At 38.7% G+C, this 11,992-nt stretch carries 13 protein-coding genes and 1 pseudogene; 1 reads left to right on the top strand and 13 read right to left on the bottom strand.

From position 1 onward, the window contains the following. Window positions 1–10 precede the first annotated feature (10 nt). Window positions 11–211 carry a DUF4368 domain-containing protein gene (locus HDCHBGLK_RS07460; protein ID WP_004607812.1) on the top strand — a complete coding sequence of 67 codons (201 nt, stop codon included), beginning with the start codon at window positions 11–13 and terminating at the stop codon, window positions 209–211. 675 nt (window positions 212–886) lie between these two features. On the opposite strand, the gene HDCHBGLK_RS07455 is transcribed toward HDCHBGLK_RS07460, so the two are convergent. From HDCHBGLK_RS07455 to HDCHBGLK_RS07400, 13 genes and pseudogenes are all read right to left on the bottom strand, one after another. After that, window positions 887–1,753 carry a hypothetical protein gene (locus tag HDCHBGLK_RS07455; RefSeq protein ID WP_039909882.1) on the bottom strand — a complete coding sequence of 289 codons (867 nt, stop codon included), beginning with the start codon at window positions 1,751–1,753 and terminating at the stop codon, window positions 887–889. Window positions 1,754–2,222: 469 nt separating this feature from the next. Further along, window positions 2,223–3,047 carry a putative signal transducing protein gene (locus tag HDCHBGLK_RS07450; protein WP_004607817.1) on the bottom strand — a complete coding sequence of 275 codons (825 nt, stop codon included), beginning with the start codon at window positions 3,045–3,047 and terminating at the stop codon, window positions 2,223–2,225. Window positions 3,048–3,059: 12 nt separating this feature from the next. Continuing rightward, window positions 3,060–3,176: a helix-turn-helix domain-containing protein gene (locus HDCHBGLK_RS19315; protein WP_039909883.1), complete on the bottom strand. Its 117-nt coding sequence runs from the start codon at window positions 3,174–3,176 to the stop codon at window positions 3,060–3,062. A 108-nt stretch (window positions 3,177–3,284) separates the two neighbouring features. After that, window positions 3,285–3,764, bottom strand: a pseudogene (locus HDCHBGLK_RS07445) (MGMT family protein). An 86-nt stretch (window positions 3,765–3,850) separates the two neighbouring features. Next, window positions 3,851–4,318, bottom strand: coding sequence for a hypothetical protein (locus HDCHBGLK_RS07440; protein WP_004607819.1), 468 nt, complete (start codon window positions 4,316–4,318; stop codon window positions 3,851–3,853). Between the two features lie 84 nt (window positions 4,319–4,402). After that, a complete protein-coding gene (locus tag HDCHBGLK_RS07435) occupies window positions 4,403–5,236 on the bottom strand; it encodes an HNH endonuclease (RefSeq protein WP_004607820.1) in 834 nt (277 codons plus the stop codon). 228 nt (window positions 5,237–5,464) lie between these two features. Continuing rightward, on the bottom strand, window positions 5,465–6,904 hold the full coding sequence (locus HDCHBGLK_RS07430; protein WP_004607821.1) for an ISLre2 family transposase: 1,440 nt from the start codon (window positions 6,902–6,904) through the stop codon (window positions 5,465–5,467). A gap of 254 nt (window positions 6,905–7,158) precedes the next feature. Further along, a complete protein-coding gene (locus HDCHBGLK_RS07425; protein ID WP_039909886.1) occupies window positions 7,159–8,553 on the bottom strand; it encodes a plasmid recombination protein in 1,395 nt (464 codons plus the stop codon). 327 nt (window positions 8,554–8,880) lie between these two features. Beyond that, window positions 8,881–9,114 (bottom strand): hypothetical protein, encoded by a 234-nt coding sequence (locus HDCHBGLK_RS07420; protein ID WP_004607824.1) that lies wholly within the window; start codon window positions 9,112–9,114, stop codon window positions 8,881–8,883. Between the two features lie 70 nt (window positions 9,115–9,184). Continuing rightward, window positions 9,185–10,195 (bottom strand): AAA family ATPase, encoded by a 1,011-nt coding sequence (locus HDCHBGLK_RS07415; RefSeq protein WP_004607825.1) that lies wholly within the window; start codon window positions 10,193–10,195, stop codon window positions 9,185–9,187. 105 nt (window positions 10,196–10,300) lie between these two features. Next, a complete protein-coding gene (locus tag HDCHBGLK_RS07410) occupies window positions 10,301–10,666 on the bottom strand; it encodes a plasmid mobilization protein (RefSeq protein WP_004607826.1) in 366 nt (121 codons plus the stop codon). Beyond that, entirely contained in the window at window positions 10,666–11,730 is a 1,065-nt protein-coding gene (locus HDCHBGLK_RS07405) for a site-specific integrase (protein ID WP_004607827.1), read from the bottom strand. Before HDCHBGLK_RS07405 ends, HDCHBGLK_RS07410 begins: the two co-directional genes overlap by 1 nt. Window positions 11,731–11,742: 12 nt before the next feature. Beyond that, a complete protein-coding gene (locus HDCHBGLK_RS07400; RefSeq protein ID WP_004607828.1) occupies window positions 11,743–11,931 on the bottom strand; it encodes a helix-turn-helix transcriptional regulator in 189 nt (62 codons plus the stop codon). Window positions 11,932–11,992 lie beyond the last annotated feature (61 nt).

Here is an 11,992-nt window from a genome sequence, read left to right as displayed (position 1 = left end):
ATTTATTGCAATGCTGCATAAGTACACAGATTTTTCTGAATTGGCTACACCAATGATTCACGAATTTATAGACCGAATCGAAGTGCATGAGGCTGACAAGTCAACCGGGGAACGCACACAGGAAATCGACATTTATCTCAAATATGTAGGTAAACTGGATGTTCCAATGCCAGAGCTAACACCGGAGGAATTAGCCGAAGAAGAACGGTAACGTCGCAAGCGTGCATGGAATCGCACCTACAATCGACGCAAGGATGAGAAAGAACATGCTGAAAAAGAAAAAGCAGCTTTAGAAACTGCAACTGATACTAATAAATCCAACGAGGAAGCATAGGCATCTGCCGGAAACTCCCAATACATAAGGGTTTTAAGCCCACTTCTAAAAATATCCCTATGAAAGTTAAACATGAGTTTGTTATGCCGACGGATAATTTTTGAAGTTTTAAATATCAATGAATTAGATTATATAGACAACCTGATAAAATGTGTTTCAAGATTGGATGAATGGGCAGATGTTTCAGATAAATTCATCTCGAAATTCTCCAAATAGATAATTTAGGTCAAATAATTAACTTTGGGATTTGAAATTTGTAAAATCCTTATTGGCAGCGAGCAAGCTAAATAAGCACATTACAGAAAGTCTTAATAAAATCTTACTTTTTCGGGCAGAAGAACCCCCACAAGCCTTGTAATTACTGGCTTGCGGGGTTTTAATCCTCTACTCAAACTCGTCTCACAGGAGATTAATTTCAGTGTTTTTAATAGCGTTTTCGCTACTTTCGTCACTATATTCGCCATATTCGCAGGCATAATTTTGATTGATATAAAAATTGTACTCAAAATGTACTCATGCATCAAGCCAATAATTTATTCTGATATACAAAAGTTATCTCTCGTTATTGCATTCGTTCCTGAATTCTTCTATCAACTTCTCAAATCCTTCCATGGACATTCTACTATACATTTTGCACCAATATTTCTTTTGAAACAGCAGCACTTTATGTACTGAAAGTTTACATACTTTTATAACAAGCCAACGATGTCTTCTTTGAATTTTTTTATCTTTTTCTTCCTTAAATGACATCCTAACAAACAACAATTCATATTTCGAATAAAGCTCAAGTATATATTCCAACGGTATCATTAGTATTAAGTACACAATGGGAATCATAAAACTAATAAAAGTATTTAATGCATCCAGTTCTTTATATTCATGTATTCCAATCTTTATAGTCTCGTATAGTATCCAAAATCCTGCTACTGCAAGAACGATATCTAACAATTTATGTACTTTCTCATATTCCTCTTTTCGCTCTGCAATTACATTCATCATTACGATCATTGTAGTAATTGGAATAATTGCCAATTCGACCCATATGTTGAAAGTAAATGTGCTAATAATGAATTCCAAAATAGCCGTTAATTTCAAATTGTCTTTTAAAACTTTTCTAATATATTCCTCATCTGCCTCTTGTGAAACAGCATTCATGCAATATATCAAACCAGAAAAGAGAAGCCAGACTATAATATCTTTAATATAAACGTTATCCCAAAACGGTAAATGATAAAATATTAGAGTTATACCCAAAACATAAAGCAAAATAGTACCCCAAAGTATTCTTAACTTCTTACCAAAGAATATTTTTACCACTTTCCAAAACGCCTCTCTAATCTGTCTATGCACCATTGCATACACAAAGAAAATAAAGGCCCAGATTACAGTTGCCCACTCCCTAGTTGATAAAATTCCCATATAGATTTTATTCCCCAATCTGAAGTCTATTCTATTGTTTTTTAACATCAATATCAGTAAGCATCATATATAGTTTAACTGCCATAATACTTACACTCACTTTAATTTGCTGTTGCAGTCAATCTTGCCGACTGTTATAATCAATGCATGGGTGCTACCATACAACGGTAGGCGGTTAGTCCTTCAACAGAGGGACTGTGACCCTCTGATTACATAGAAACCCTTACGGGAATCCACTGGAAAGGAGGGCTAAGCCAATGAGTATTGTAGATTTTATCGCAGTAGTGGGCTTCGGCTTAACCTGCTTTAGTATCGGATACACATTCGGTAAGGATAATCATAAACCACAAAAATAGCCGCCCCAGTCTGGTAAACTAAGCGGCAATTTTTGTTTGACTTTATATCGGACTAACCGTCTATCGGTAGCACTCTTTTTCTATAATCATATTATCACGCTTCAATAGAAATGTCAAAATTTTTCTGATCCCTGAGGATCATCTGCAGTTTCGATAATCTGCAACGCCCTTTTCGCTTCATCGGTTTCCACCAATACGTCCATACCGTACATACCAAATCCTGATGCACCATGCATAGCGACACTTGCACCTGCTTCCTGTGAAAAAGCAGCAATTCCATGTTCTTTTAACAGTTCTACAATTCTTGCCGCTTCTACTATGTCTTTGGCATTGTAGATTTTTGTACAACCTCCCTTTGACGTTGGAAGATCTCTTTGCTCCCCATTAACTGAAATCCGTCGCCTCTTCCTGTTAAAATATGATAATATCCTGAGAACAATAAATGCTACGATTATGATTCCACCCAGAAAAAGTAAGGACAAATATATCGTTTGCTTCTCAGTTGCCCCCATTCTTCCCAGGCATATACCATAAAGCACTGAGAAAATTCCTGCACAGATTACACTGGTGAGAAAATCTCTCCATAGTGCCTCTCTCTGAGACAAACCTTTATCCCAAATACCATTATGTACCATAAGAAACGCATATACAATTCCTCCCACCAGAGCAATTAATGTTTCTCCCAGCACCAGACGAAGGTTTACTGCCAATAGGAGCTGTATGATAATCGCTCCTACACTGATCAGGAACATCGATGCAAAAGCAAGATTTCCGGCTTTTAAGGCTTTTTGCTTTACCCACTCTTCATAATCAGCTACTTTGTTTAATGTTTCTTTCATCTCTTTGTTCATGGTCGAACTCCTTTCTCCATCCAGAAGCTCTTTTATTTCAATGTCATAATAATCAGCAAGTTCAACCAATATACTAAGATCTGGCATATTTGATCCTGTCTACCATCTGGAAACGGTTCTTGCCGATACGCCAAATTTTTCTGCAAGCTGTTCTTGTGTAAGATTATTTTCCTTACGGCATTGTTTCAAAAAAGCTCCGATCTTTTTTGTGTCCATGTTTCTACCTCTCTTTCACTTACAACTTACCAATTATTTCAGAAAACCCCCACGACATAAACCGAGAATCACCTGATTTTCGACCGGACATTGCGTGTCTGGTACAGATTAATCCATTTCAAACAGAAAATCCTCGTAATCTTTAACGTAATACCTGATACTTTTTCGCCCTTTTTAAATGATGATATGACCCTCTGCTTCCAGTTTTTCTTTTTGTTTCCGGGTACCGCCTGGATACTTTTCATTCAATTCACCATTTGCTTTCAGTGTTCTCCAGTAAGACGTTTTATCTTCCAATCTCTGGTGGCTTGCCCATGCAGCAATAGATACAAAAATTCCGGCAGTTATAGGTTCCGTAAAATCTGCACCATTCTCTTTCGCAAAAAATTCTCTTATCTTTCCAACTGTAATCACTTTGCCATATGGAATTTTTTTCATCACTTCATCATAATCAATGGGTGGTGCAAAATACATCCTGTTTCCACCATATTTCTCAATGCTCTTTTCATCCGTAATTATCTGGAACTTTGGCATATCTTTATTATCATGCAACATTGCATTAAAATCCTTCTTATCTTCATTAGCCATATCCGCCACCTACTGATCCAAGGATATACATTTTTCCTATTCTATGCAATGAGACACTTTTATAAATTTCTTATCATAACCAGAATTTATAACTCTTTTTTATGATTTAAGTGAATGCCGATATGCCCTACACCCAATATTATTGCAGCCACAAATAAAATTGGATTCCGTCCATATATAGCAATCAAACCGCACGCAACAACCGGAAGAGTAGCACCTGCAACAGGAATACCCATTAAACTGCTGTAAAAATCTTTCATCGTCTTTTCGCTTTTAAAATACCGTATCCAGTATAATTCATACATAATCATCAACACAAATGCCGTAATCAGCCAAATCATCCATGCAGAAATGCCTTGAATGTTAAAATCTTTGAAAATCAGCAACAAACAAGTCACTAAAACTTCGCCAACTCTCTCAAATAACAGCAAGATTTTGCTTTCATTATGTACATATTTTTCATAGTCTTTGGGCTGATTCTTCGTCCAAAACAAATTCGGAACCATTAACATGATAAGAAAAATCAAGCCAATATAGGAAAATCCAAAATGCATAAATTCACCTCATAATTCCCAATTTTCAGTTCATTAACTGGAATTGTACTTTTTTATAATTTTTTACTTTTATTCCAAGCATGACTAATCTGCTATTGTAGCAATCTTTAGAAGTTTTTCAACATCTTCACTAAGATTTAAAGTATGCATTTTCCTATGACAATTTGGACAAAGTGCTACGGTATTTTCTATCGAATCTGCTCCTCCATCAGCAAGCCAAATAATATGATGTGTTTCAAGAAATGGATTTCCATCACAATCAGAAAAGGGAGCCGGCTTATCACATAACTGACAAATTCCGTGTGCACGCCTTTTGGCATACTCGCTCACATAACGATCACGAACATATGAACCAGTTGTTGTTTGATAACGTAAGAATCCCTGAGCAGAATGCTGGATTGCTTTTCTACGTAATTCCTTATCTGAGCAATTCGGGTTAAAATTCTCTTGTGATGAATCACAATAGATGGCAATCATATGATCACCGTTAATCCGAAATCGATATTTATCATCTAAAAACTCCATCTTCATTGTTTCCGGATAATGGAACATATTAACCATTCTATAAAACCCATCAGTGATAGATTCCCTATCACCATATGGCATTGCAGTACATATCACATTGTCATTTTTCACTTTCCATAAAGCACCATGATCCAGAAGGGGGTGATAAAAATCCTGCATTTGAATCGATAATTCATCATTCTCTTTGTTATTACCTCTTCCATATCCACGTGCCTTTGCTGATGAACCCTCCTGAAGTACTCTCAAAAAATAAGATGCACTGATGGTTGTAGGTTGTAACCATCTAACACCTACAATGTTAAATTCATCTATAAATCTGTAGAACTTATCTGGAAAATCGATATATCCAAACGATTCTTGCGCACGAATCTTAGGTATGTATTCAAATTTCATAGACCCCCCTCCCCCAAAAAATCTTTCTATCACTATTCCATAAAGTTACGATAATTACCAATTGATTTCTTTCTTATTTTATCACACTCCCATTCCAAACACCATTCTTATATTCACCACCGATGAAGTAAACGAATTGTCAGTTGAAATGAAAAAGACTTTCCCTAAAGAAAAATGATCATAGACTTATTTTCTCAATCATACAACCTACATTTCGTTATTTCAAGTTTAGATATTCCCGATTTGTTCCCTGATTGCAAGAATCTTCCGTACTGTTGAACTCTTAGAAAGAGTTACGTGCAGTGTCTCTGCGTACCTCTGAACTTCTCTTTGCTTCTTCGTATACCGTTTCCGCTGACATTCTTCAATCATCCCGTCTGTACCTGTTGCCGCGACTGCATACAATTCCTTCTCCCTTCGATAGTTCACCAGATCGATTACTTTTTCCCGACCATAGTTCCGGATAAAACATCTCAGTTTACACATCCTGTCTGTTCCCGTTTCGCTCCATCCCATCGGTCTGGAACTCATACGTTCCGAATACACGCTGCTCACATGCCCCTCTGCACTGCAGCCCAGTACGTGCTTGTCATGGAATGCTCGCTGAATATACTCCCAGTTCCCCACCAGATACTTTCGGCATTCCTCTACTGCACGGTAACTTCCCTCACATTGATTTTGGATCCGTGTCAGAAGTTTTTTGGCCGCCAGAAGCTTATTTTTGTAAATATATTTATAAAACCGCTCTTTTGTAATCGTTTCCTCATCCAGGGTATATCGCGCTACCCGGTTGATATATTTCATCAGATGAAACCGGTCTGCCACAAGCTTGCTTTTCCCGACATAATTGTCCGCCGCCCTGATCCAGCCTGCCCCGTCACTGTTGATATAAACGCACTTTAAAACATCATAATCATAGTGCTGTCGGATATAAAAATCCACCTTTTCCCATAGGGATGCATTCTGATCTGTTCCCGTATAAAGCCCTCCAAAATAGAATGGAGAGATCAATTTCTGCCTGCCTTTGCAGACTTCTTCTTTTCCCTCAAAAAGATAGATCAGTTTTCCCATAAAACATCCCTGCTCTTTTCCGTCTTTCTGCCGGTGGATATGATCTTCATCGACTTCGATGTAAAGATACTCACAGGCTTTCTTTTCTACATGGGTTTCTTCCATCGGGGGTAACTCTTTTTCGATGGAATGCACTTTATTCATTACCGTTGTCTTCGTGATTGTCTGTCCTTTTGTCTGGATTGAGTCTGCTGCATGCTGATAGGAATGTACTTCCGCCTCGTTCAGTACTTTTGCTTCGGCTACAGGAGTAAACCGTTCCCGGTTTGGGAGATGGAGTAGTTCATCCAGCAGACACCGTATTTTCCCCTCCGAATCTTTATATAGAGTATGGGTGAATGTAATATCGCCTACTCCTGAGATCAGAGTCCGGTTTCTGCTTCTCTGTACAGTATAGCCAGCTTTACGCTTCCCACTTTCTCGGATCAAGGTATCAGCAGCTGTCAAAGTCAGTCCTATAAAATCTGCTGCGACCTGGTCTGTCAGTCTGTTCACAGTCTCCTCAAAGGTTGAGAACTGATCCAAATGTTCTAAAAACTCCTCCTGAGCATTGAGTAATCCGCTGACAAGAACCTGAATTAATGTTATAATGTCCATGAGTATTGGTACTCCTTTCGGTTTTTGTTTTTTTCGTCGAAATCATTATACCTCAAGGAACCAATACTCTTTTCATTTGTTTTTTATCAACTGACTATTTCTTTACTCCAACTTCACCACCAAAATAACCTTCCACAGAATCCTATACTCATTGTGTACAATTTTTTGATAAGAACCAAACCACTCAAATAATAATTTCTATGCAACATATAACTTAATCCGTCATTCCCATAATACAAATATTTCTCATATTCTCACAACTCCATTCCTCTGCGTTTAGTTTTATTTTTCTTCTGCTGCATATTGTACTCCTGACTTCTTTCCCTGCCCCATTGCAGCCTGTCAATTATTTTTCTCGGCATCTGCTCTTTTCGTTTTTGTTCTTCCAGTGCTTTTTCTCTCTGAATATCTTTCCAGATTGCTGACTCTATGGTATCCCTTCCAAATATCCGCAACGCTCTGTTATACTTATCTGATATTATCTCCAGCTTATTCACGTCATCAGACAACTGATCACACAAATCCGCTACCTCATCAACGTCTTTTTCCAGATCATCATAATCTTTCTTCAACTGATAATATTTATCTCTCCATTTTTCCGCTTCTCTGGTAATTTCTATCACTTTCGCAGCTAATCCTGCAATATAATTTTTCATCTTAGTAAACAGTGGTTTGATTTTTTTGTTTCGATATGTAGACGCAAGTTCCAGTGTTCCGGCTTCCGGTAACACCAATTTGATTTGTCCAGAATTTTTCAATTCCTTATCAATATTATTCATAATTAGTTTCAACTGATTCTGTTGCTTCTCCATATGCTCAAGTTCTTTTTTCGTCTGTTCCTTACTTTCACTGACCTGATCTCTGGCTTTTTCTATATCAACTTTTTCCTGCTTAAGCACCTTTATATCTGATTCTGCTGCTTCAACATCTGCTGTCAAACTTTCTATTTTCTGTTCCAGCTCTTTTACTTCTTTTGCACGTTCCTTTTTCTTAAAATTATACACATCCAGATGTTCTTCATGGGTTCCTTTCTGTTCCCACTCAATTTCATGTCGCTCCATAATCTCTGATAGAATTTCTTTTTCATGATTGATCCATTGATTCAATTCTGTATCATGTTTAGCTCCACCTTGAAATCCAAGACTTTTTAATGCCTGTTTCAGTGAAACTCTTGTATCCATTCCTTTTCCCTTCCATCCGGTCACATAAGGTACAAAATCAATATGTAGATGTGGGGTAGCTTCGTCCTGATGCAGATAACAGCAAAATACCCGAAGTGTTGGATTGCGTTTCTGGAATTCCTGCATATATTCATCCAGGATCTTGACTGCAAGCTCTCCCTCTGGTGTTCCGGCAGCCATATCTTTACTATTTCCAATCTGAAAGATTACTTCATGAAACAACTTCTCCTGCTTTCCATGCTGAATTTTATCATAATAATTCGTAATCTTCCGGTCATTTCTTTTCCCGACATTATATCGTTCTACCGCTTCATCAAACAGTTCTTTGTAAACATCCTTCAGGTTTTCATCCCGGTAACAGATGTTCAGGTGTACTCTGTCCGGATTAACATTCTCTGCAATAAAATCCCTTCTGTTATGGGCAAGAGAACCAGCTCCGGTCATACCACTGACTGTTCTTTTCATCATCCTATTTTTCACCTCACATTCTTTAAATAGTGCCGGATACGGCACATAAATTGTATTCATGCCCGTTAGGGCAGTTTTGTTACTTTTGTCAAAAGTAACGCAAAAGCACTTTCGACAGCCGTTCCGTCCATCAAAAGTTGCCCTTGCGCCCTGCGGGGCTATTCCTCCCTACGGTCGGGATGAAATGTCCTGCAGAGGATGCCCTAAGTCAGAGCTCCCTTTCCACTGCCATCCTAAAAACCTCCGTCCTCACATCTGCATTTTCTCTTGTCCGCCATCTATACAGGAGCGTGTCACGCCCCTGTCAGAATGGTAATCAGGAAAGAACTACCATCTGAAGTCCTTCTGTATCCCTCGCTTGTCCAAATACTCCTGCCGGGCTTTTTCCCGTTCTTCCTCCGTTTGGGCAGTTTTTGATTTCGTATATAATTCACGCTCCACCATAGCATTCATTTTCTGTTCCAAACCTTTTTTCACCTCGTCGGTGCAGCTGTCATCATCAAGCAAATGATATCGGAGTAGTTTCATAAATAGTTCTTGCGATATTTGTACATTTTTCATCCATGTCTCCTTTCAAGATAGCAAGATTCCCTGTTCTTAAAGAAATGGTAATCTTGCCATCTTCCCAATATTATTCCGGCAACATCCAGAACCATTGACTCCCTATCTTCACAGAATCAATCTCCAGTTCCTTCTTCGCATTCCACAGTGTTTTCTTTTTAATTCCTCTGCTTTCCGCTTCTTCTGCCACTTTTGTCTGTGCCATCGAACCAGATACCAGTATTTCCTTCAGGAACTCTTTTGCTGCATGGATTTTCTGCCCACGATTATCTCCGCTTAACAAATCATCTGCGCTGATATCATATTCTCCAATCCATTCAAACCCTTTATCTTTATCCAAACGGAATGCAATGGATTTTCCTTCTGGTGCAAGGGAACTTTTCACGTGACAGACAACACGGATTTCTGGTTCATCCTTGATTCTGCCAACAATTAGAACACTTCTGGCTGCTGCCTGAAAATCAATAGAGCCAAGTCCACGATATGATGATTTTCCATTGCTGTTTTTATTCATATGGCCAATCAGAATAATCGCACAATGATATTTTTCAGCAAGTATCGCTACACGTTTCATAAGCGGACGGATTTCATTTGCCCTATGCATATCTACATCAGCCCCCAGAAATCCCTGTATCGGATCTAAAACTACAAGTCGTGCTTTTGTCTGTATAATGGCTTCTTCCAGTCTGACATCCATCATAGTCAATGCCTGATCGTTATCATCAATCACCATTACTCTGGAACAATCTGCTCCAGCCGCAAGAAGTCGTGGCTTGATGGTATCACCCAATCCATCCTCTGCAGTCTGATAAATCACATTTACCGGATCCAGAGCCATTGTTTTACCCTCTAAAATAGGTTCATCACTGCCCGATAATACAGACTCTCCTTTCGTCAGCTTTGCGATAATCTGAAGCACCATTGTGGTCTTGCCCTCACCCGGATCCCCCTGCACAATCGTAACCTTCCCAAAGGGAATAAACGGATAAATCAGCCAGTCTATTTTTTCCACCTCAACCTGTTCCATATTTATCAATTTTAAATTCGGTTCGTTTCTTCTGTTATCCAAAATTACCTCCATTTTCTGTTGAAAGATAATGGAGACTTTGGTAGAATGACTTTAGTAATTGATTTGGATTTTCTACCAAGTCTCCGCCTTTAGGTGTTTGCCGACACTTAAAGGTTTTTATTTTTCATCTTCCATTATCTCTGTTTTAAAATCACTTGCTGTCCATTTGGCTGAACAATCTTTTCCCGTGATTTCAATTACCTGTTTCATTAATGCCTGACAGTCTGCCAGTAACTCATACAAATTCTCTGTTTCCAAATGATCCAGACGCTCCCACAATCTCCGTATCTCAAGACTTAACCGATCACTCTGATATTTACCAACCGCAATCTTTATTTCCTGATGAAGTACCGACTGAATAAAATACTTTCCTTTTGGCAGTCCGCTCACTGTAATACGGGCTTCTAATTCCCTGCGCTCTTCCGGTGTCATCCGAAAGCAAACTGTCTGGTTTCGTTTTCTGTTTTTATCTAATCCACTCATTACAAATCCTCCCTATATTCACTGTCCAGCCGATCAGCCAGTTTCGCCTGCTTGTTTGGATAAAGATGTGCGTAGGTATTCAATGTGGTTTCCACTTTTTCATGTCCCAGCCGATTTGCAATTTCCAATGGTGAAAATCCAAGCTCAATCAGTAGACTTGCGTGTGAATGTCTCAAATCGTGCAACCGTATCCGCTTTACACCACTTTCTTTAATTCCTCGCTGCATTTCATGCTCGAGATAATATTTTGTAATGGGAAACAGCCTGTCATCCTCCTGCAAATCATATAAGCTATCCATATAATCCTTGATGTCTGCAGCTAGAAACTCCGGAATGGTAATCACTCTCTTGCTCTTCGGTGTCTTTGGCGGAGTAATCACATCTTTCCTGCCAAGGCGCTGATAAGATTTTGTGATAGAAATCGTTCGTTTTTCCAGGTCAACATCTTTTGGAGTCAAAGCCAGCAGTTCTCCCAAACGCATCCCCGTCCAGTACAAAGTCATAAATGCCATATAAGAAAGCCTTTTGTTCATAATACTGTCGATAAACTTCCTAAATTCCTCTCCTGTCCAGAAATCCATTTCTTCGGCTTTGCTCTTTCCCATGCTTCCAGCCTTTACACAGGGATTACTTTTCAAATCGTAATATCGAACCGCATAATTAAATATTGCACTCAACTGGTTATTAATTGTTTTCAGGTAAGTAGGTGAATACCCCTTTTTAATCAACTCATTCTGCCATTGCCGTATGTCCGCTGCTGTAATATCATTTACCCGCTTCTTCCCGAAATACGGAAGAATTTTCAATTCCACAATATACTTTTTTGTTCTCATGGTATGCTCCCGCAGACGAGTCTCCATATCTGCACAATACATTTTCCAGAATTCCTCAAACTTCATATCAAAGTCCGCATTCTGCGTAATAAGGAAATTTCGCAGCCATTCCTCTGCCTCTAGTTTGGTAGCAAAACCTCTTTTTGTAGATTTCCGGCGCTTGCCCTGCCAATCCGTATAACGATACTGAATCAACCATTTTCCTGTTTTCTTGTCTTTTTCCGCTCTCATTCAAAACACCTCCTACGCGCTGTAACCATACCAGCGTTTTTCAAAATAACGTCTGGGAACTTTGCCTGCAATCACCAGAAATCCTTCTTTTTCCAATTCCTGATTTAGCTTACGAATCAGCTTATAAGCATGACCCACGGAAACACCCAACATTTCTGCGAGTTCATTTGCAGTAATATAAATCTTGTTGTTCTGTTCCATATGAAATTCCTCCTTTTCTTTATGTAGCGCAATCGCTACATTTTATATTTTTATTATATGT

Origin of the sequence: [Clostridium] scindens ATCC 35704, from assembly GCF_004295125.1 — a bacterium.
GTDB lineage: Bacteria > Bacillota > Clostridia > Lachnospirales > Lachnospiraceae > Clostridium_AP > Clostridium_AP scindens.
This window is presented reverse-complemented; position numbering and strand designations above follow the sequence as displayed.

Excerpts from the sequence above, each read along its gene's own strand:
- HDCHBGLK_RS07460 (WP_004607812.1), top strand. The coding sequence starts at position 11 with ATGCTGCATAAGTACACAGATTTTTCTGAATTGGCTACACCAATGATT.
- HDCHBGLK_RS07455 (WP_039909882.1), bottom strand. The coding sequence starts at position 1,753 with ATGGGAATTTTATCAACTAGGGAGTGGGCAACTGTAATCTGGGCCTTT.
- HDCHBGLK_RS07450 (WP_004607817.1), bottom strand. The coding sequence starts at position 3,047 with ATGCCAGATCTTAGTATATTGGTTGAACTTGCTGATTATTATGACATT.
- HDCHBGLK_RS19315 (WP_039909883.1), bottom strand. The coding sequence starts at position 3,176 with ATGGACACAAAAAAGATCGGAGCTTTTTTGAAACAATGCCGTAAGGAA.
- HDCHBGLK_RS07440 (WP_004607819.1), bottom strand. The coding sequence starts at position 4,318 with ATGCATTTTGGATTTTCCTATATTGGCTTGATTTTTCTTATCATGTTA.
- HDCHBGLK_RS07435 (WP_004607820.1), bottom strand. The coding sequence starts at position 5,236 with ATGAAATTTGAATACATACCTAAGATTCGTGCGCAAGAATCGTTTGGA.
- HDCHBGLK_RS07430 (WP_004607821.1), bottom strand. The coding sequence starts at position 6,904 with ATGGACATTATAACATTAATTCAGGTTCTTGTCAGCGGATTACTCAAT.
- HDCHBGLK_RS07425 (WP_039909886.1), bottom strand. The coding sequence starts at position 8,553 with ATGATGAAAAGAACAGTCAGTGGTATGACCGGAGCTGGTTCTCTTGCC.
- HDCHBGLK_RS07420 (WP_004607824.1), bottom strand. The coding sequence starts at position 9,114 with ATGAAAAATGTACAAATATCGCAAGAACTATTTATGAAACTACTCCGA.
- HDCHBGLK_RS07415 (WP_004607825.1), bottom strand. The coding sequence starts at position 10,195 with ATGGAGGTAATTTTGGATAACAGAAGAAACGAACCGAATTTAAAATTG.
- HDCHBGLK_RS07410 (WP_004607826.1), bottom strand. The coding sequence starts at position 10,666 with ATGAGTGGATTAGATAAAAACAGAAAACGAAACCAGACAGTTTGCTTT.
- HDCHBGLK_RS07405 (WP_004607827.1), bottom strand. The coding sequence starts at position 11,730 with ATGAGAGCGGAAAAAGACAAGAAAACAGGAAAATGGTTGATTCAGTAT.
- HDCHBGLK_RS07400 (WP_004607828.1), bottom strand. The coding sequence starts at position 11,931 with ATGGAACAGAACAACAAGATTTATATTACTGCAAATGAACTCGCAGAA.